This is a genomic window from Streptomyces sp. ISL-94 (genome assembly GCF_018614075.1).
Classification (GTDB): Bacteria; Actinomycetota; Actinomycetes; order Streptomycetales; family Streptomycetaceae; genus Streptomyces.
Window position 1 is genome coordinate 75,541 of record NZ_JAGGOZ010000013.1, and the last position, 18,672, is coordinate 94,212.

17 protein-coding genes and 1 pseudogene are annotated in these 18,672 nt (G+C 73.7%); 7 read left to right on the top strand and 11 right to left on the bottom strand.

The features are described 5' to 3' along the window. Positions 1-293: 293 nt before the first annotated feature. Both J7E94_RS04160 and J7E94_RS04165 read left to right on the top strand, forming a co-directional pair. Positions 294-833, top strand: coding sequence for a sigma-70 family RNA polymerase sigma factor (locus J7E94_RS04160; RefSeq protein ID WP_215012377.1), 540 nt, complete (start codon positions 294-296; stop codon positions 831-833). Positions 834-1,025: 192 nt separating this feature from the next. Beyond that, complete coding sequence (locus J7E94_RS04165; protein WP_215012379.1) at positions 1,026-1,526, top strand: hypothetical protein; 501 nt, start codon at positions 1,026-1,028, stop codon at positions 1,524-1,526. Positions 1,527-1,548: 22 nt separating this feature from the next. Here the strand turns inward: J7E94_RS04165 and J7E94_RS04170 are convergent, their stop codons facing one another. The 5 genes from J7E94_RS04170 to J7E94_RS04190 all read right to left on the bottom strand — a co-directional run bounded on the left by J7E94_RS04170 (position 1,549) and on the right by J7E94_RS04190 (position 6,910). Further along, entirely contained in the window at positions 1,549-1,959 is a 411-nt protein-coding gene (locus tag J7E94_RS04170) for a hypothetical protein (RefSeq protein ID WP_215012382.1), read from the bottom strand. 26 nt (positions 1,960-1,985) lie between these two features. Continuing rightward, a complete protein-coding gene (locus tag J7E94_RS04175; protein WP_215012384.1) occupies positions 1,986-2,846 on the bottom strand; it encodes an Fpg/Nei family DNA glycosylase in 861 nt (286 codons plus the stop codon). 20 nt (positions 2,847-2,866) lie between these two features. Next, a complete protein-coding gene (locus tag J7E94_RS04180; RefSeq protein ID WP_215012386.1) occupies positions 2,867-3,382 on the bottom strand; it encodes a hypothetical protein in 516 nt (171 codons plus the stop codon). Between the two features lie 86 nt (positions 3,383-3,468). Beyond that, entirely contained in the window at positions 3,469-5,559 is a 2,091-nt protein-coding gene (locus J7E94_RS04185; protein ID WP_308344526.1) for a SpoIIE family protein phosphatase, read from the bottom strand. A 7-nt stretch (positions 5,560-5,566) separates the two neighbouring features. Continuing rightward, the gene (locus tag J7E94_RS04190) at positions 5,567-6,910 is read right to left on the bottom strand and encodes a DUF6777 domain-containing protein (RefSeq protein ID WP_215012388.1); all 1,344 of its coding nucleotides are present in this window, start codon (positions 6,908-6,910) and stop codon (positions 5,567-5,569) included. Between the two features lie 163 nt (positions 6,911-7,073). Here J7E94_RS04190 and J7E94_RS04195 point away from each other — a divergent pair, with 163 nt between their 5' ends. Genes J7E94_RS04195 through J7E94_RS04205 form a run of 3 tightly spaced genes read left to right on the top strand, consistent with a single transcriptional unit; the run spans position 7,074 to position 9,951 of the window. Beyond that, positions 7,074-7,961 carry a YndJ family protein gene (locus J7E94_RS04195; RefSeq protein WP_215012390.1) on the top strand — a complete coding sequence of 296 codons (888 nt, stop codon included), beginning with the start codon at positions 7,074-7,076 and terminating at the stop codon, positions 7,959-7,961. Further along, positions 7,958-8,491, top strand: coding sequence for a DUF1990 family protein (locus J7E94_RS04200; RefSeq protein WP_215012392.1), 534 nt, complete (start codon positions 7,958-7,960; stop codon positions 8,489-8,491). Before J7E94_RS04195 ends, J7E94_RS04200 begins: the two co-directional genes overlap by 4 nt. 20 nt (positions 8,492-8,511) lie before the next feature. Next, positions 8,512-9,951 (top strand): lipase maturation factor family protein, encoded by a 1,440-nt coding sequence (locus J7E94_RS04205; protein ID WP_215012394.1) that lies wholly within the window; start codon positions 8,512-8,514, stop codon positions 9,949-9,951. Here J7E94_RS04205 and J7E94_RS04210 read toward each other — a convergent pair. The 3 genes from J7E94_RS04210 to J7E94_RS04220 form a co-directional block, all read right to left on the bottom strand. After that, positions 9,937-10,920 (bottom strand): NAD-dependent epimerase/dehydratase family protein, encoded by a 984-nt coding sequence (locus J7E94_RS04210; protein ID WP_215012396.1) that lies wholly within the window; start codon positions 10,918-10,920, stop codon positions 9,937-9,939. The genes J7E94_RS04205 and J7E94_RS04210 overlap by 15 nt on opposite strands. 198 nt (positions 10,921-11,118) lie before the next feature. Continuing rightward, positions 11,119-11,292: a hypothetical protein gene (locus tag J7E94_RS04215; protein ID WP_215012521.1), complete on the bottom strand. Its 174-nt coding sequence runs from the start codon at positions 11,290-11,292 to the stop codon at positions 11,119-11,121. A gap of 647 nt (positions 11,293-11,939) precedes the next feature. Continuing rightward, positions 11,940-13,415 carry an SDR family oxidoreductase gene (locus J7E94_RS04220; protein ID WP_215012397.1) on the bottom strand — a complete coding sequence of 492 codons (1,476 nt, stop codon included), beginning with the start codon at positions 13,413-13,415 and terminating at the stop codon, positions 11,940-11,942. Between the two features lie 240 nt (positions 13,416-13,655). Between J7E94_RS04220 and J7E94_RS04225 the strand changes: the two are divergent. Next, positions 13,656-14,384, top strand: a pseudogene (locus J7E94_RS04225) (DMT family transporter); the annotation flags it as partial. Between the two features lie 108 nt (positions 14,385-14,492). Here the strand turns inward: J7E94_RS04225 and J7E94_RS04230 are convergent. Continuing rightward, complete coding sequence (locus tag J7E94_RS04230; protein ID WP_215012398.1) at positions 14,493-15,788, bottom strand: transglycosylase family protein; 1,296 nt, start codon at positions 15,786-15,788, stop codon at positions 14,493-14,495. Positions 15,789-15,974: 186 nt separating this feature from the next. Between J7E94_RS04230 and gndA the strand changes: the two genes are divergently transcribed. Beyond that, entirely contained in the window at positions 15,975-17,420 is a 1,446-nt protein-coding gene (gene gndA / locus J7E94_RS04235; RefSeq protein WP_215012399.1) for an NADP-dependent phosphogluconate dehydrogenase, read from the top strand. 249 nt (positions 17,421-17,669) lie between these two features. On the opposite strand, the gene J7E94_RS04240 is transcribed toward gndA, so the two are convergent. Together J7E94_RS04240 and J7E94_RS04245 are read right to left on the bottom strand one after the other, a co-directional pair. After that, on the bottom strand, positions 17,670-18,326 hold the full coding sequence (locus J7E94_RS04240; RefSeq protein ID WP_215012400.1) for an aspartate/glutamate racemase family protein: 657 nt from the start codon (positions 18,324-18,326) through the stop codon (positions 17,670-17,672). Then, positions 18,323-18,664 carry a GNAT family N-acetyltransferase gene (locus J7E94_RS04245; protein WP_215012401.1) on the bottom strand — a complete coding sequence of 114 codons (342 nt, stop codon included), beginning with the start codon at positions 18,662-18,664 and terminating at the stop codon, positions 18,323-18,325. Before J7E94_RS04245 ends, J7E94_RS04240 begins: the two co-directional genes overlap by 4 nt. Positions 18,665-18,672 lie beyond the last annotated feature (8 nt).

Here is an 18,672-nt window from a genome sequence, read left to right on the forward strand (position 1 = left end):
GAGACGCCGCGAGTCAAGGAACAGATCCGGTCGCGGGCCACCGGCTCACCCGGATGGCGGCTGTCGAAGGCACCATGGGGAGCGCCAGGGGGAGGGCTGCCGGAACCACCGCCGCGGCCGCTGCCGTTCGCCGCGCCGTTCGACCGTTCACCGCCCGGCCCGGCCGCCCACCGGATGACCCGGGTGCTTGGGCGCACCGCCCGGACCGGACGGTTCCCGGGCGGCTCCGTGCAGGTCAGGGTTGATGTGTCGCCCTCGGCCACGGACCCCACGCACCCCGGAAGGAGCCCCTCGTGCCGCTCTCCCCCACCCTCACGCGCACCGATCCCGAGGCGCTGGCCGAACTCCAGCGCGACCACGGGCGGGCGCTGTTCGGTTTCCTGGTCGGGCTCACCGCCGGGGACGCCCAGCGCGCGGAGGACCTCGTACAGGAGACCCTCGTACGGGTCTGGCAGCACCCGGAGGTCCTGTCGAGCGGGCACGAGTCCCTGCGGCCCTGGCTGTTCACGGTGGCCCGGCGCCTCGCGATCGACGCGCGGCGGGCCCGCCTGTCCCGGCCGCAGGAGGTGGACGCGGAGGGGTTGGAGCAGGCGCCGGCGCCCGAGGACGCGGTGGCCGGTTCCGTCACGGCGATCGACGTACGGCGGGCCGTGGGCTCCCTGGGGCCGGAGCACCGCGAGGTGCTGATGCAGGTCTACTTCCAGGACCGCTCGGTGGCCGAGGCCGCCGCCGAGCTCGGCATTCCGGCCGGAACCGTCAAATCCCGTACTTACTACGCCCTTCGGGCCCTGAGGAAGGGCCTCCAGGGGTACGGGTACGGCCTCGGCGCCTGAGCCCGGCCCACGGGAAGGGATCTGAGAACGTCTCGAATGCATGCGGACCGGACATGAAGCGCATGAAATGAGGCATCAGACCGTTCAAGTTGAGTAAACATCCCCCGCTCCGCGAGCCGCTCGGTGAAGGCTCGGGGCTGACGACGGGACGCTCGACGCGCGGGAGAAGGTGGAACGGTGCAGCCCGAGGGTATGAACGGCACCAGTGACGGCGGGCTCGCGGTGCCCATGGCTTGGCTCTACGCCGAGTACATCGCAGACGAACTGCTGCGCACGGGCCGGCTGATCCCGGTCAGCACCCTGGAGTTCCGGGCCGGACGCGACACGCTCGCGCTGACCATCTACCTCTCGGACGCGGCCGGCGAACTCTCCGGGATCCGGGTGGTGTCCCAGCTCGACGAGTGGCTCTCGCTGACGGCGTACGGTCATCCCTGGCGCGACTGGGTGCACACCCGCTTCCTCGCGCTGGGCGAGGAGGCCCGCGAGCGCGGCCGCGCCGAGGAGCCGGACCTGGAACTGGCCCGGGCGGCGTGGCGCTGGCTGGACCGCACCGAGCTGTTCGCCACCAACCTCGACCCGGGCCGGCACGGCCACGCCGAGACCCCGCCGGGGCTGGACGAGAACGCCCGGGTGTGGACCCCGGCCTGGCAACTGGGCCTGCCGCTCGGCCACTTGGCGATGCACCTCTTCTGAGGCGCTCCTCGGAGGAACCGGCTTAGGCGGGGCGGCGGGGACTCGGGCCCGGCGCCTCGGCCGGGTCCATCACCAGGCCCGTGAAATCGGCCTCGTTGCGCTCGGCCCGGGCGACGTACCACCGGGCGATCAGCCACATCACCGGATACACCAGCACGCCGAGCGCCACCCACACCAGCGGCCCCGACCCGGTCCGCGGCAGCACCAACACCAGCGGCAGCGTCCCGACCAGCAGCGCGAGGGCGGCCAGCGCCCCCAGCGCGGCGCGCAGTTGGCTGCGCATGAGGGCCCGTACGTAGGTGGCGCCCAAGGTGGTCTGTTCGGAGATCTCGGAGTGCGCCGGGGTGTGCGCGGGCGGCCGGCGGCGGGCGCTGCGGGGCACCCCGGTGACGACCTCGCGCCGGGGCGGCGACTGCTGCTGCTCCTCGGCCATGGTGCGGGAGTCTACGCAGCGCCCGGCTATTTGAGGAGGCGCGAGAGCCGCCGGTCGGCGAGCGGCTTGCCGCCGGTCTGGCAGGTGGGGCAGTACTCCAGGGAGGAGTCGGCGAAGGAGACCGAGCGGACGGTGTCCCCGCACACGGGGCACGGCTCCCCGGTCCGGCCGTGCACCCGCAGGCCGCTCTTCTTCTCTGCCTTGAGCCGGCCCGCGGCCACTCCGTGCGCCCGCTCGACCGCCTCGCCCAGGGTGTCCCGAACGGCCGCGTGTAGCCGGGTGATCTGCTCCTCGTCGAAGGAGGCGGCCGGCTTGAAGGGCGAGACCTTGGCCCGGTGCAGGATCTCGTCGCTGTACGCGTTGCCGATCCCGGCGATGACGCTCTGGTCGCGCAGGACGCCCTTGATCTGGCGCCGCTCCCCCGCGAGCAGGGCGGCGAAGGCGTCCCGGTCGAAGGCCTCGGCGAGCGGGTCGGGGCCGAGGCGGGCGATGCCGGGGACCTCCTGGGGGTCGTGGACCACGTAGACGGCGAGGCGCTTTTGGGTCCCGGCCTCGGTGAGGTCGAAGCCGGCGCCGCCTTCGAGTACGACGCGCAGGGCGAGCGGGCCCTTGCCGGGGCGCGGCGGCTGCGTGGGCAGGGTGTCCTGCCAGCGCAGCCAGCCGGCCCGGGCCAGGTGGGTGACGAGGTGGAGCTCGCCGACCGCCACCGCCAGGAACTTGCCGTACCGGGCGGTGGCGCCGGCGGGCTGCCCTTCGAGGGCGGTCAGCGGCGGGTCGTACGTCTTGAGCACGCTCACCGCGAGCGGGAGGACGCGCTCGACCACCCGCCCGGTGAGGTGTTCGTCGAGGTACTCACGCAGGGCCTCGACCTCGGGCAGCTCCGGCATGGCTCCAGCCTGCCGCCGTCTCAGGCGAAGCGCGAGCCGGGCACCGGTCCCGGGGACGCGACGCGGTCGCGGGGCGCCGAGAGCCAGCCGGTGCCGACCCCCGTGACGAACGCCCGGAAGGCCTCGTCCGGGTCGGCCGGCGTCCCGCCGTCGCCCTCGTCCGCGGCGGGGTCGGCCTCCGCGATCTCCGCGGCGGCCTCGGCGTGCCGGTGCTCGTCCTCCGCCAGCTCGGCGAGCAGCGGCCGCGAGTCGGGCAGCAGCCGGAGCGTCGCGCGCAGCGGTGCGACGGCGAGGAAGGCGACGCCGTGCTCGACGCAGGCGTAGCCGAGGTCGTAGAGGGCCTGGGGGTCGCCCCGCCTCTTGGCGGCAGCCTCGGCCGCGGCGGCCAGGTCCTCGAACCCGGCGGCGTCGGCCAGGGCCCGGGTCGCCGTGGCGAGTTCGGCGACGGGCGCCGTGTCGGCACGGGGTCGCAGGGACCGTACTGCTCCGGGCAGCTCCCCGATCTTCAGCAGCCGGCGGACGTCATCTGGGGTCATCGCCCCCGACCCTCGGTGACCGCGCACCGGCCCGCAACGGACTTTCGGGCGGTGCGTGACGCCCTACGGGTGAGGCGGAGCGGCCGCTACGCCATCACGAACTCGCACCACACGCACTTGCCGCTGCCCCGCGACTCCACGCCCCACACGTCCGCCAGCCGCTCCACCAGCATCAGGCCGCGCCCCGAAACCCCCGACTCGCCTGCCTCGCGCCGTCGCGGGAGCGCGCTGGAGCGGTCCTCGACCTCCACGCGGAGGCGGCGCTCGGGGCCGGACAGGATCCGCAGGGTGACGATCGCCGGGCCGTCCGTGTGCATCAGGGCGTTCACGATCAGCTCGTCGGCGACCAGCTCGATCTCGTCGGCCCGCTCCCGCGCGCCCCAGGCGCGCACCGCCGCCCCGATCATGTGGCGGGCCGCCACCAGGGCCTCCGGGTCGCCCGGCGCCACGTGCTGCTGGAGCCGGCTGCCGCCCTGGGGCGCGGCCTGCACCTCGCGGCGCAGCAGGAGCAGCGCCATGTCGTCGTCCCCGCCGCGTTCGTCGACGACCCCGCAGAGCCGGTCCGCCAAGAGCTGGAGGTCGGCGGGTCCGCTGCGGACCAGCGAGGTCAGGTGCCGGATCCCGTCGTCGAGGTCGGCGCCCGGCTGTTCGACGAGGCCGTCCGTGCACAGCAGGATCATTTCCCCCGGGTCCAGCTCCACCGTGGTGACCGGGTATTCGAGGCGGCCGAACTCCGCGGAGAGGCCCAGCGGCATCCCGCCCGCCACCGGGATCCTGCGGCAGTCCCCGTTCCGGGTGCGCAGCAGGGGGTCGATGTGGCCGGCCCGGACCAGCTGGAGCACCCCCGTCGTCAGGTCGGCCTCCACGTACGTGCAGGTCGCGAAGCGGTCGGTGTCCAGCTCGTGCAGGAAGACGGAGGCGCGGGCCATGACGGTGCCCGGCGAGTGGCCCTCGGCGGCGTAGGCGCGCAGCACGATCCGCAGCTGGCCCATGACCGCCGCCGCGTGCGTGTCGTGGCCTTGGACGTCGCCGATGACCGCGCCGACCCGGCTTCCCCCGGACTCCGTCCGGGAGGTGCCCCCGGGCAGTGGGATCACGTCGTACCAGTCGCCGCCGATGTCCTGGCCCATCCGGGCGGAGCGGTACCGCACGGCGATCTCCGCGCCCGGCACGGACGGGATCCGCCGCGGCAGCATGGCCTGCTGGAGGCCCTCCGCCAGGTCGTGCTCCTGCTCCAGCAGCATGGCCCGCTGGAGGCTCTGCGCGATGCTGCTGCCGAGGGCGACGAGCAGGTTCCGCTCGTCCTGGGTGAAGCCGGCCTTGTCCTGGTAGAGCAGGCCGATCGCACCGATGGGGCGGGCCTGGGCGATCAGCGGCAGGTAGGCGGCCGCCGAGATCCGCATGGAGGAGATCTTCGACCAGAGCCCGGGATAGCCCCGGGCGAACTCCTGCGCCGAGTCCAGGAAGCGCGGCTGGAGCGAGCGGACGACCTCGCTCATCGGGTACTGCTCGTCGACGCGGGTGTAGCGGGTGCCGGGGACGAAACTGCCCACCGGCCCCTCCGCGACGAGGTGGATCCGGCCGGCCTCCACGAGGCCCATCACCATGCCCATCGAACCGAGGCGCTCCAGCCCGTGGGCGTCGCTGAGGGCGTCGATGACGTCCTGCACGGTCCGCGCGTGCGCGAGGGCCGCGGTCGTGCTCTCGACCACCGAGGTCTGGCGGCGCCGTTCCTCGTCGAGGCCGAGGCGCTCCGCCGAGTGGCTGAGCTCCTCCGTCGCGTCGCGGACGATGCCGATGATCCGGTACGGGCGCCCGTCCGGGCCGCGCATGACGCGGCCCTGGGTGTGGGTCCAGCGCAGCTGTCCGTCGTGGCAGCGGATGCGGAAGTAGGCGCCGTAGCTGTTCTCGCGGCTCTTGAGGGCGCTGGAGACGAGGGCGTCGAGCCGGGTGGCCTCGGCGGGCGGGACGCGCGGGGCGAGGGATTCCGGCCGCCCGTCGTACGCCTCGGGTGTCGTGTCGAAGACGTCGAGGGCCGCCGCGTCCATGTGCATGAGACCGGTGACCAGGTCCCAGTCGAAACTGCCCATGCGGTTCAGCGCGAGCGACCGGTCCGGGTGCGCGGGCCAGTCGTCCGGCAGCGATACGGCGGTCGGCACCGATCCACCATGACACACGGGCCGGTCAGGCGCTCTCCAGTGGGTAGCCCGGCACCGAAGGGTCGGTCAGCTGGTCCGGGACGGCGTACGGGCTGTTGGGATCGGTCGGGCTGTTCGGGTTGTTCGAGTTGTTCGGGTCATTCGGATTTTGGGGATCGTTCGGGTCGGAGGGGCCGTACGGGTCCTCGGGCGCGAGGGGGATCCCGGGGTCGCTCGGGTACGGCGCCGGCAGGTCGGAAGGGATGTCCGGGGGAAGGTCGGACTGGAGGTCCGAGGGGACGTCGGACGACGGCGGCTGCTGCTGGGGCGGGGTGGCCGGATTCGGGGGCAGGCCCGGGCTCTGCGGCGTGCCGGGGGAAACCGGCGGGGGCGGCGGGGGCTGCTCACCCTGCGGGCAGTCGGTCGCCCCGGGGGCCGGGACGCTCTGGAAGGCATCCGCGCCGGTGCCCGAGGGCTCGGGCACCGGCGGATCGGTGCGGGCCAGGCTGTTGCTGTCGGGGGGCGGGCACGGGTCCCCGGGCGTGGCACCGGGCGGGGTGGCGGGGCCGGTCGGGATGCCGTCGGCCGGGTCGTACGGGGGCAGCACCTGCGGGGTCCGGTCCTGGGCGCCGTCGTCGCCCCGCTTGCGCTCGATCCAGGTGTTGTCGGCGATGTTGACGATCAGCAGGTTGTTGATCACCTGGGTGGTGGGTTCGATGACGACGACCTGGTTGGGCTGGTAGCCGCTCCACGGGTCGCCCTTCTGCACCGGGGAGCCCTTGGGCGCGCGCGGCGAGAGCAGCGGGTTGCCGCAGGCGCAGCGGACCCGGGGCATCCCGTGTTCGTCGACGAGGACGGCGGTTCCGGCCTGGAGGACGGCCTGGAAGCCGTCCGCCGCGCCGCCGCGGAAGCCGTGGTTGGTGACGCGGGTGTCGGCGCGCAGCACCACGGGCGTCAGGCCGCGCAGGAACTCGGGGATCTTCGCCTGTTCGATGTCGGAGGCCTCGGCGAAGGCGCGGGCCTTGGCTTCGTCGGCCGTGAGGTAGCGGAGCTGCTGTTCGACGTCGCAGCTCCCGAGCCGCTGGGTGCCGCCGTAGAGGCCGGGGGTGGCCGCGTTGACGGTACGGATGCCGTCGCCGGTCGGGTTGGGCAGCGGCGGCTGCACGGGGGCGGACTCGGCGGTGGCCGAGGAGGCGGTGAAGGGGGCGGGGCCGGCGGAGGCCACGGGCTGGAGGTAGACCTCCTGGCTCTCCGCACCGGCGCTGCCCCGGTTCTCCTCGGTACCGCCGCAGGCCGCGGCGAACAGCCCGAGGACGGTGAAGAGGGCGGCGCCGGCCGGTAGGTGACGGCGCGGCGCCTGACGAGGTGTCGGAGGTGTCGGTCCGTGCACGTGGATCTCCCTTTTCGCCCCGGTTGCTCCCTCTTGTCTGCCCCATCCGCGCGCATGCCGCAACCGGAAGGGTTCTTGAACATGTTCAAGGAAGGCCTTAGAGTCGCGATCGTGAGTTGAACGCGTTCAAAGCGTTCGGCCGCGACCGGGAGGGGAGTCCGCCGTGACAGTACTGGTGAACGTGATCGTCACCCTGGGCATGCTCTGGGTCGTCCCGGCCGGCCTGCGCCTGATCGATCCCGCCGGACTCCGCCGGGCCGCCCGCCTCTGGCCGCTGCCGGCCGCCCTCGGGGCGGTCTGCCTGTGGCTGCCGCGCGGCGCACTCGCCACCTCGCTCGCCGCACTCTACGCGGCGGCCTGCCTGGCCCTCGCGGCGTCGCGGGCTCCGGCCGCACTGCTGCGGGGCCGCCCGCCCGGCCCCGCCGCCATCGCGGTCGCCACCGCGCTGGTCTCGCCGTCGATCGCCGGGACGGCCCTGGTCGCCGAGCGCGCCGGGTACCGGCTCTTCGGCTTCGACCTCGACATCCTGGCGCTCACCGTGCCCCACTTCCACTTCGCCGGTTTCACCGCCGCCCTGGTCGCCGGGCTGGTGTGCCGGGCCGCGGCGCCCGGACCCGGAGCGCGCTGGGCCGCGTACAGCGTCCCCTCGGGCACCCTGCTCGTACTCCTCGGCTACTTCGTCGGCGACTGGGCCGAGCTGGTGGGCGCGGTGGTCCTGACCGGCGGGATGTGGGCGGTGGCCCTGACGACCTGGCGCGAGATCCGGCCCGCCGGACGCGACCGCACCACGCGGGCGCTGCTCGCCACCTCGGCGGCGGTGCTGGTGGCCACGATGCTGCTCGCCCTGTGGTGGGCGGCCGGCGAGGCCACCGGGATCGTCCACCCGACCCTGACCTGGATGGCCGCGACCCACGGCCTCGGCAACGCCCTCGGATTCGCCCTGTGCTCGGTGCTGGCCTGGCTCCGGCTGACCGCCGACACGACCGCCGACACCGCTGCCCGTACCGCTGCCGACACCACCACCGCCGCCCGACAGGAGATCACGCCATGACCCGCCTCATCAGCCCCGGCCGGGACGCCCTCAGCTACCCGGACCAGGGCGCGACGGCCCGGCAGCCGCTGCCCGCCGGCTACCACCACCTGCGCCACCGCGCCCGGATCGGCCAGGGCCGGGCGGTCTTCGAGGCGGCCGGGGTCGCGGTGACCACCTTCCACGCCCACCGGTCCTCGGGGATGCGCGTCAGGGCCGATTCCGGGGCCGTCCGCGCCGGCGACCGCGTCGAGGTGGGGATCGGCTTCGGCCCGCTGCGGATCACCGCTCCGTGCCGGGTGATCTGGACGGCGTACGAGCCCACCCGCATCGGGTTCGCGTACGGCACCCTGACCGGCCACCCCGAATCCGGGGAGGAGTCCTTCATCGTGGACCTGGACCCCGACGGCACGGTGTGGTTCACGGTCACCGCCTTCAGCCGCCCTGCGAGCTGGTACACCCGGCTCGCGGGCCCGGTGGTCCCCTTTCTCCAGCTGGGCTACGCGCGCCGGCTGGGCCGCCACGTGCGCCGGCTGGCCACCGCGGCCTGACCGGTCCGATACTGGAGGGGATGGACTGGTTCACGGCGCCCGGGTACTGGCTCGGCCGACTGGTCTTCCAGCGGGCCCTCGCCGGTGTCTACCTCTTCGCCTTCCTCGGGGCCGCCCTGCAGTTCCGGGCCCTGATCGGGGCGAAGGGCATGCTGCCCGTGCCGCGCTACGTGCGGTACGTGCCGTTCCGGCGCGCCCCGAGCCTGTTCCAACTGCGCTATTCCGACGGCCTCTTCGCCGGGTGCGCCTGGGCCGGCGCGGCCCTCGCCGCGGCGCTGGCCGCCGGGGCCGGGGACGAGGTGCCGCTCGGCGCGGCGATGGGCATGTGGGCGGTGCTGTGGCTGCTCTACCTCTCCATCGTCAACGTGGGGCAGACCTGGTACTCCTTCGGCTGGGAGTCGCTGCTGCTGGAGGTCGGCTTCCTGGCCGTCTTCCTCGGCAACGCACGGGCCGGGCCGCCGGTGCTGGTGCTCTGGCTGCTGCGCTGGGTGCTCTTCCGGGTGGAGTTCGGGGCCGGGCTGATCAAGATCCGCGGGGACGCCTGCTGGCGCCGGCTGACCTGCCTGGACTACCACCACGAGACGCAGCCGATGCCGGGGCCGCTGAGCTGGTTCTTCCACCACCTGCCGAAGCCGCTGCACCGGGTGGAGTGCGCGGCCAACCACGTGACGCAACTGGGTGTGCCCGTCCTGCTGTTCACCCCCCAGCCGGTGGCCTCGTACGCCGCGGGGATCATCGTGGCGACGCAGCTGTGGCTGGTGCTGTCGGGGAACTTCGCCTGGCTGAACTGGGTGACGATCACGGTGGCCCTGTCGGCGGTGGACTTCACCGGCCTCGCGGGCGCTCCCCCGGCCGCCGCCTCGCGGCCGGCGCCGGTGTGGTTCGTCGTCCTGGTCTGCGCGCTGACCGTGCTGGTGCTGGTGCTGAGCCGGCATCCGGTGCAGAACATGATCTCGCGGCGCCAGGTGATGAACCGCTCCTTCGACTCCCTCCACCTGGTGAACACCTACGGAGCGTTCGGCACGGTGGGCCGGATCCGCGACGAGGTGGTGGTGGAGGGGACCGCCGACCGGCTGCCGCACGCGGACGGCGACTGGCGGGAGTACGGATTCAAGGGCAAGCCGGGTGAACTGCGCAGGATCCCGCGCCAGTTCGCCCCGTACCATCTGCGGCTGGACTGGCTGATGTGGTTCGCCGCGCTCTCCCCCGCCTACGCCCGGGACTGGTTCGGCCCGTTCGTGGAGCGGCTGCTGGCGGGCGACCGGGACACCCTGCGGCTGATCCGCCACAATCCCTTCCCCGACGCGCCGCCCCGTTACGTCCGCGCCCGGCTGTACCGCTACCGGTTCACCACCTGGCGGGAGCTCCGCGAGACGGGCGCCTGGTGGCACCGCAGGCTGGTGGGCGAGTACCTCCCGCCGACCCGTCTCGCGGAGGCGGCCTGGTCAGAGCCCGAGTAGGGCGGCCTCCCGCTCCGGGTCGACGCCCGGGGCCGGGCGGTCCGAGCGCTGCGGGGCCACCCCGCCGAGCGAGCGGAGCCAGGCCCAGGTGTCGGCCACGGTCTCCTCGACCGGGCGGCACTTCAGACCCGCGGCGAGAGCCTTGGACACGTCGCCGCCGTGCATGTAGTCGTGCGCCTCGCCCGCCGGGATCCAGACCGGGAGCTCGGTCCAGGGCTGCACGCCGGCCTCCTCGATCAGGGCCGGGTCGGTCCAGCGCAGTTCGGCGCCGCCGCCTGTGGTCGCGGCGCAGGCGTCGAGGAGGCTGCCCATCGTGGCGTGCCCGGGCGGGGAGACCAGGTTGTACGCGCCCGCGTGCCCGGCCTGGGCGGCGTCCAGGGTCCAGCGCGCGAGGTCGCGGACGTCGATGTACTGGATCGGGAGGTCATGCGGCCCGGGGGCGAGGACGGGGCCGCCCCGGGCGGTGCGGTTCAGCCACCAGGGCAGCCGGCCGACGTTCTCGTACGGGCCGAGGATCAGTCCGGCGCGCACGAGCAGCGCGCGGTCGCCGAAGGCGTCGAGGGCGGCGAGTTCGGCGCCCCGCTTGTCCTCGGCGTAGGCGACGGACTCCGCGTCGGCCGAACCCTCCACCAGCGGGCCGTCCTCGTCGAGGCCGGCCGGGGCGGGGTAGGCGTAGACGGAGCGGCTGGAGATGTACGCGTACCGCCCGGCCCGGCCGGCCAGCAGGCGGGCGCTGTCACGCACGGCGGTGGGGGCGCCGCCCCAGGTGTCGACGACGAGGTCCCACTCCCCCTCGGCGAGGGCGTCCAGGCCCCCGGGGGCGGTGCGGTCCCCGTGCAGGGCGGAGGTGCCCGGCGGGGGCGCGTGGTGGCCGCGGTGGAAGACGGTCACCTCCCAGCCCCGGTCGAGGGCCTCCTCGGTGATCGCTCGTCCCACGAATTCGGTCCCACCCAGCATCAGCAGTTTCATGAGGGTGAGCCTGCCCGGGCGGACGCGGCGCCGGAAGGCTTGATCGCCGACAGCGATGACGCTCAGGGCGTACTCGCTACGGGAACCCCGCCTGCGGGAGCCCCGCGTGCGGGAGCCGTGCGGAGCGGGGCCGCCGGACAGCGCCGCGCCCCCTGTGCGGTCGGCACGAAGGGGGCGCTTTGCACCGCTTGTTGCTGACTAGTCGATTCCGCGCAGGATGTGGGGCTCCGCCAGGTCGTCCTCGTACCCGGCCAGCCGGATCGGGGCGGATCGGGCCCAGACTTCGAGACTGCCGAGCTCGTCGGTCCGCGGTTTGGACCGCGATCCCGGTCGCTCCAGCAACGTCGGTTCAGGCTGCGTCATTTCAGTCACCGCGCACTCCTTCGTGTCGCGTAACCCGGCAGGCGGACCGCGCGCCGGGCAGGGATGAAAGGGTTTCCGGACGCGGTGGCGCCTTGGTGGAGCGAGGCCCGGATGGGGCCGTCTGATGCCCCACAGTACACATATGAGCGGGCCTCCGCTCGATAGAAAGGCAAAAACCGCGTCGCCCTCTTCTTTTCGCCGCGAGTTCAGGAAGTCGTCGGCCCGCGGCTGCGACAAGCATGGTCCGCTCGACGCCGAATGCGCGCGGCGACGACGGAGGGAGCGGCGGTGGCGAGGTCCGGGATTCCGGGGTCCGAAGTGCCGTACAACTCAAGCGTCTCGGAGCTGACCGATCTCCTCCGCACCTGCCGCGGAGGCCGCGGACTCCAGGCAGCGGCGTTGTTGCGGCGCTCTCGGCCCTTCGGCAAAGAGCTCCACATCGCCGCTCTGGTGCAGGATCTCGGCGAGCTGCTCCGTCCGGGTGATGCGGTGGAGGGGCGCGCCCACTGCCGGGTACGGCTGCACGCGCGGGCCGCGGCGCCGTCCGCGCCGGAACGGGAACGACCCCCTCGGTTCGCCGAGGGGGTCGATCGCGGGGGCCTCGTAGGGCCCGGGGTACTGCGTGGGGCTCCGGTGATCGCCGAGGGCCCTGCGTCCTACCAGTTCGCGGGAGCGTAGTCCTTGAGGAAGACGCCGAACAGGTCCTCGCCGGCCTCGCCGCGCACGATCGGGTCGTAGACGCGGGCCGCGCCGTCGACCAGGTCGAGCGGGGCGTGGAAGCCCTCCTCGGCCAGCCGGATCTTGTCCGGGTGCGGGCGCTCGTCGGTGATCCAGCCGGTGTCGACGGCCGTCATCAGGATCTGGTCCTTCTGGAACATCTCCTGGGCGCTGGTGCGCGTCAGCATGTTCAGCGCGGCCTTGGCCATGTTGGTGTGCGGGTGGCCGGCGCCCTTGTAGCCGCGGCTGAAGACACCCTCCATCGCGGAGACGTTGACGACGTACCTGCGGCCGGCCTCGGCCGCGGCCATCGCCGGGCGGAGCTTGCTGATCAGGATGAACGGCGCGGTGGAATTGCACAGCTGCACTTCGAGCAGCTCGATCGGGTCCACATCGGACACCGTCTGGATCCAGCTGTTGGTGTCGTGCAGGTCCGGGACCAGGCCGCCGGCGTCGATGGCGGTGCCGGCCGCGATCCGCTCCAGGGAGGCGGAGCCGGAGACGAGCGCCAGCTCCGTGATGTCCTGGGCGCTGAGCTTCTCGCCCTTGCCGGTGGGCAGGGCGGCGACGCGGTCGACGGTGCCGCTGCCGAAGGTGCCGATGACCTCGGCGGACGGCAGCTCGCCGGCCGGCAGCGGGGCGCTCTCGGCGGCGACCAGCTCGCTGTAGGCGCCCGGGGAGCGGCGCACGGTCTGGGCGGCGTTGTTGATCAGGATGTCGAGCGGGCCCTCGGCGGCCACCGAGTCGGCGAGCGCGACGACCTGGGCCGGGTCGCGCAGGTCGATGCCGACGATCTTCAGGCGGTGCAGCCACTCGGAGCTGTCGGGCATGGCCTTGAAGCGGCGGATCGCGTCGCTCGGGAAGCGGGTGGTGATGGTGGTGTGCGCGCCGTCGCGCAGCAGCCGCAGCGCGATGTACATGCCGATCTTGGCGCGGCCGCCCGTGAGCAGGGCGCGGCGGCCGGTCAGGTCGGTGCGGGCGTCGCGGCGCGCACGGTTGAAGGCGGCGCAGTCCTGGCAGAGCTGGTGGTAGAACGCGTCGACCTCGACGTAGCGGGTCTTGCAGACGTAGCAGGACCGCGGGCGCTGGAGTATCCCGGCGATCGGGCCCCTGGTGGCGGCGGTCAAGGCGTTGCCCTGGGTCTCGTCGTCGATGCGCTCGGCGGAGCCGGTGGCGGTGGCCTCGGTGACGGCCTTGTCGTTGGCGGTCTTGGCCGCGCGGCGCTCCTGGCGGCGGCGCTGCTTGACCGTGCGGTAGAGGCCGGCGGTGGCACGGCGTACGGTGACCGCGTCAGGGTGGTCGACGTCGAGCTTGTCCAGCTCGTCGAGCACGCTGAGGCAGAGGGCCAGCCGCTCGGGGTCGATGCCCGGCCCGCGGGCGTGCCCGTATTCCTGGCTGTCTTCGGTCACCGTCATGGCCGCTGCCGTTCCTTGCTCACTCGTCCGCATCCGCCTGCTGCGGAAGTCCCCAAAAGGGAAACTGTACGGATCCCACGGGCCGGGAACCAAACCGCTGCCGCGCCCCTCACAGCCCGAGAGCGTCCGGTCACGGCGCGCACCTGACCGGTCCTGTACTGCCGTACTACGCCCGGAGTATGAGCCGTGACCGCCTGTGGACGGAGGAATAGGGTAGATCGCTCGCGCATTGTGGACCTTATGAGTGCACTGGCGCTGTCGGTCCTGCTCAGCCTCGTGTCCGCCGCGGCGTACGCGGGCGGCGCGATCGTCCAGGAACAGGTCGCGGCGACCACGCCGGACCGCCCCTACGCTCCGCTGCGCCACGGGGGCTGGTGGATCGCGGTCGGGCTGAACGGCCTGGGCGCTCTGCTGCACGTACTGGCCCTCGCCTACGGGCCGCTCAGCCTGGTCCAGCCGCTCGGCGCCCTCACCATCGTCTTCGCCCTGCCGATGGCGGCCGTGTTCGTACACCGGCGGGCGGGCGCGGCGGCCTGGCGCGGGGCGGTGCTGGCCACGGTGGGTCTGGCCGGGCTGCTGGCGCTGACGGGCGGGGAGGGGCGGGCGGCGCATGCCCTGGCGGGCGGTGAGCGGAGCCTGCTGCTCACGGCGACCGGGGCCGGGGTGGCGGTGCTGTTCGCGGCGGCGCACCGGATGCACCGGGCGGTGCTGCGCAGCGTGCTGCTGGCCGCCGCGGCCGGTACGGCCTTCGGCATGGCCTCGGTGTTCACCAAGTCGGTGGCCGAGACCTTCACCCCTGGCGCGCCGGGGGTCCTGGGGCCCGACCTCGCGGCGATCGCGGTGCTGGCGGCCGGCGGGCTGCTGCTCTCGCAGGCGGCCTACCGGGGCGCGGGGCTGACCGCGCCGCTGGCCACGGTGACCGTGGTCAACCCGGTGGTCGCGGCGACGGTCGGCATCACGCTGTTCGACGAGGGCTTCCGGTACGGGGCGGCGGGCGCCGTGGCGGCGCTGGCCAGCGCCCTGCTGGCGGCGGCCGGCCTGATCCTGCTCATGGCCGTGCCGCCGCACACGCGGGGGTCAGATGCCGACGCCGTGGGAGCGGAGGTACTTCAGCGGGTCGATGTCGGAGCCGTAGCCGGGTCCCGTACGGATCTCGAAGTGCAGGTGCGGGCCGGTGGTGTTGCCGGTCGAGCCGGAGCGGCCGATCCGCTGGCCGCCGGAGACCTGCTGGCCGGCCTTGACGGCGAGCGCGGACAGGTGGGCGTACTGCGAGTACCGGCCGTCGGTGTGCCGGATGACGACCTGGTAGCCGTACGCACCGGCCCAGCCGGCGGAGACGACCGAGCCGGGTCCGACGGACCGGACGGAGGTTCCGGTGGCCGCCGGGAAGTCGACGCCCGTGTGGTAGCCGCTGGACCAAGAGGAACCGGAGACGCGGTAGGCGGTGCCGAGGGCGGCGTCGACGGGAGCGGAGAACCCGCCCGCGGCGGTCTGCTCCTTCGCTGAGGCGGACGGCGCCGCCGGCTTCTCGGCGGGCTTCTCCGCCTGCTTCTCCGCCTGCTTCTCGGCCGGTTTCGGCGCGGGCTTGTCGGCGGGCTTCTCGACGGGCTTCTCGACGGGCTTCTGCGCCGCCGGTTCCACGGGTTTCACCGGTTCCGCCGTCCGCGGCGGCTTCTCGGGGTTCTGCGCGGGCGGCGCGGCGGTGATGCGCAGGGTGAGCCGCTGCCCGGGGAAGATCAGGTCCGGGTTGCCGCCGACGGTGGCCCGGTTGGTCTCGTACAGCGCCTGCCAGCCGCCCTCGACGTGCTGCTCGGTGGCGATCGCCGAGAGCGAGTCGCCGGGCGCGACCACATAGGGGTTCGGCAGCACGGACGTCCCGGTCGGGCGGGGCGTGGCGCCCTGCTGCCCGGTGGCGGCGGCCTTGGTCTGCTGCGCCGGGGCCTTGGCGCCCTGGCCCTGGCCCTGGCCCTTGGGTGTGACGGCGGGGGCCGGTGCGCTGCGGCTGAGTCCGGCCTGCTTGCCGCAGTTCGGCCAGGCCTGCGGCCCCTGGCCCTTCAGGACCTTCTCCGCGACCGCGATCTGCTGGTCCTTGGTGGCCAGGTCGGCACGGGCCGCGTACGCGGTGCCGCCGAAGGCCCGCCAGGTGCTCTGGCTGAACTGCAGCCCGCCGTAGTAGCCGTTGCCGGTGTTGATCTGCCAGTTGTTCGTCGACTCGCAGGCGGCGACCTTGTTCCAGGTGTCCACCGACGCGGCGTGGGCGGTTCCGGCTCCCAGGAGGGGGAGCGCGATCCCGGCGCCGCCGGCGGTGACGGCGAGCGAGGCCCGGTTGATGCTGCTCGGCTGATACCGGCGGTGCCGGCCCCGTACACCCATGGGAGCCCCCATTGAAGACATCAGGAACCGCACAACCTAATCGTCTCGACCGGGACACGACAAGGGGCGCAACAGGCCGTTCTCCGGCGGAATTTGACGCTCTTTCGACGAGGGGGAGGTCGGCGGGTCCGGTGATCGATGTAGCGTCGGTGTTCCCCGCACACCGAAGCACGCAGGAGCGCACGCATGAGCACCAGCACAGCCCAGATCGGCGTCACCGGGCTCGCGGTGATGGGCAGCAACCTCGCCCGGAACTTCGCCCGCAACGGTTTCACCGTGGCCGTCCACAACCGCACCGCCGCGAAGACCGAGGCGCTCGTGGCGGATTTCGGGCACGAGGGTTCTTTCGTGGCGGCCGGGTCCGCGAAGGAGTTCGTCGATGCGCTGGAGCGCCCCCGGCGCCTCATCATCATGGTGAAGGCCGGGGAGCCGACCGACGCCGTGATCCGAGAGTTCGCCCCGCTGCTGGAAGAGGGCGACGTCATCATCGACGGCGGCAACGCCCACTTCGAGGACACCCGGCGCCGTGAGAGGGAACTGCGCGCGCAGGGCATCCACTTCGTGGGCGTGGGCATCTCGGGCGGCGAGGAGGGCGCGCTGCTCGGCCCCAGCATCATGCCCGGCGGCTCCAAGGAGTCGTACGACTCCCTCGGCCCGCTGCTGGAGAAGATCTCCGCGAAGGCCGCCGACGGCACCCCGTGCACCTCCCACGTGGGCCCCGACGGCGCCGGGCACTTCGTGAAGATGGTGCACAACGGCATCGAGTACGCCGACATGCAGCTCATCGCCGAGGCCTACCACCTGCTGCGGGAGGTCGCCGGCTACTCCCCGGCGAAGATCGCGGAGACGTTCCGGGCCTGGAACCGGGGCCGCCTGGACTCGTACCTGATCGAGATCACGGCGGAGGTGCTCGCGCACACGGACGCCGCGACCGGGCGCCCGTACGTCGACATCGTGACCGACGCCGCCGAGCAGAAGGGCACCGGGCGCTGGACCGTGCAGATCGCCCTGGACCTGGGTGTGCCGGTCTCGGGCATCGCGGAGGCGGTCTTCGCCCGTGCGGTGTCGGGCCACGGCGACCTGCGGGCGGCCTCGCGCGGGCTCGCGGGCCCCGCGGCCGCGCCGCTCTCACCACAGGAGGCGGACGCGTTCGCCGCGCAGGTGGAGCAGGCGCTGTACGCCTCGAAGATCGTCTCGTACACGCAGGGCTTCCACCAGATCCGGGCCGGCAGCGAGGAGTACGGCTGGGGCGTGGACCTGGGCGCGGTGGCCTCGCTGTGGCGCGGCGGCTGCATCATCCGGGCCGCGTTCCTGGACCGGATCCGGGCCGCCTACGACGCGCAGCCCGGGCTGCCGAGCCTGCTGGCGGACGCCCACTTCGCGGAGGAGATCGGGGCCGCCCAGGAGGGCTGGCGGTCGGTCCTGGTGGCGGCGGTGCGCCAGGGCATCCCGGTGCCGGCCTTCGCGGCCTCGCTGGCGTACTACGACGCCCTGCGCACGGAGCGGCTGCCCGCGGCCCTCACGCAGGGGCAGCGGGACTTCTTCGGGGCGCACACCTACCGGCGCACCGACCGCGAGGGTTCGTTCCACACCCTCTGGAGCGGCGACCGCTCCGAGGTCCGCACGGACTGAGGCCGCTCGGCTCGGAACCGGTCAGCTCCAGGGCCCGGGCTGCGGGATGGGCGCGGGCCCTGGCGGCGGCGGCACCGGGTCCGGCTCCGGGACGGGGCCGGGCACGGGCGGCACGGGGCGCGGGACCGGCCCGGGGCCCGGGAAGGGGCTGGGGTCCGGGGTCGGCTCGGGCTCAGGCACCGGCGGCTGTGTCTCTTCGGCTTTTCGCACCATGCAGTCCATTTTCCCGCGATTGCGGCGGAAATGCCCTTAGGAGTCTCCCGACCCCGCCCGCAGGACCGCGGCCAGGCCCAGGGCGGGACTGGCCAGCACCGGGATCCGGGTCGTGACGAGATCCGCGGCGCCTGCCATGGAGGCCTGGGCCAGCACGATGACGTCGGCGTCCGCTTCGGGGACGGCGTCGGCGGCCGCGGCCACCAGGGCGAGGTTCCCGGCGATGTCCCCCGCTTCGAAGCGCTCCCAGGCCCCGGCGACCAAGTGGCTGCGGATCGACACCGGCCGCTCACCGGCTTCCTCGGCCAGCAGCTCGCAGGTGGGGGCGAACGTCGACTCGACGGTGGCCAGTACGGCGATCCGCGCGCCGGTGGCCGCCGCGGCGGCCGCCATCGGCCGGTCCACGCGCAGCACCGGGACGCCGAGCTCCGGAGCCAGGGACTCCGCGGTCGCCCCGATCGTCGAGCAGGTGACCAGCACGGGCGCCTGCCCGCCGGACACGGCCTCGGCGAGCACTTCCAGCAGGGCCGGAGCCACCGCCCCCGGCCCTTCGACGCGCGCCCGGGCCAGCAGCTCCGGAACCACCAGGTGCCGCAGCACGGCTCCGGGGTGGTTCCGGTCCCGCAGGGCGTCGAAGACCGGAACGTGCGCGGGCGAGGTGTGCAGCAGGACCGGGCCGGGGCGGGCGGTCACCACAGGTCCGAGTCGCCGGCGAGCTGCGCCTTCGCCGCGGCCACGACCCCGGCCGGCGCCTCCGGTGCCTGGTCGGGGTGATGGGCGGCCCAGCTCGCGGCATACGGGCAGAGCGGCACCACGGGCACGCCCTCGTCGGCGGCGATCCCGTGGAAGGTCTTCACCAGCGACCCGGCGATACCGCGCCCCTCGTGGCCCGGCTCGACGATGGTGTGCACCGCCACCAGGGCATGGGGCTCCGCGGCGAGCACGAAGTACGCGATGAACCCGACCACCGCCCCGTCCTCGACGGCCAGCAGCCTTCCGGCCCCGCGCTCGTCCTCGAACCCGACCGCCACGGTCCCCG

Coding starts and splice junctions, on each gene's coding strand:
- J7E94_RS04170 (WP_215012382.1), bottom strand. CDS start 1,959: ATGGCCGAGGAGCAGCAGCAGTCGCCGCCCCGGCGCGAGGTCGTCACC.
- J7E94_RS04230 (WP_215012398.1), bottom strand. CDS start 15,788: ATGGGTGTACGGGGCCGGCACCGCCGGTATCAGCCGAGCAGCATCAAC.
- gndA (WP_215012399.1), top strand. CDS start 15,975: ATGAGCACCAGCACAGCCCAGATCGGCGTCACCGGGCTCGCGGTGATG.
- J7E94_RS04205 (WP_215012394.1), top strand. CDS start 8,512: ATGGACTGGTTCACGGCGCCCGGGTACTGGCTCGGCCGACTGGTCTTC.
- J7E94_RS04180 (WP_215012386.1), bottom strand. CDS start 3,382: ATGACCCCAGATGACGTCCGCCGGCTGCTGAAGATCGGGGAGCTGCCC.
- J7E94_RS04220 (WP_215012397.1), bottom strand. CDS start 13,415: ATGACGGTGACCGAAGACAGCCAGGAATACGGGCACGCCCGCGGGCCG.
- J7E94_RS04200 (WP_215012392.1), top strand. CDS start 7,958: ATGACCCGCCTCATCAGCCCCGGCCGGGACGCCCTCAGCTACCCGGAC.
- J7E94_RS04175 (WP_215012384.1), bottom strand. CDS start 2,846: ATGCCGGAGCTGCCCGAGGTCGAGGCCCTGCGTGAGTACCTCGACGAA.
- J7E94_RS04165 (WP_215012379.1), top strand. CDS start 1,026: ATGAACGGCACCAGTGACGGCGGGCTCGCGGTGCCCATGGCTTGGCTC.
- J7E94_RS04210 (WP_215012396.1), bottom strand. CDS start 10,920: ATGAAACTGCTGATGCTGGGTGGGACCGAATTCGTGGGACGAGCGATC.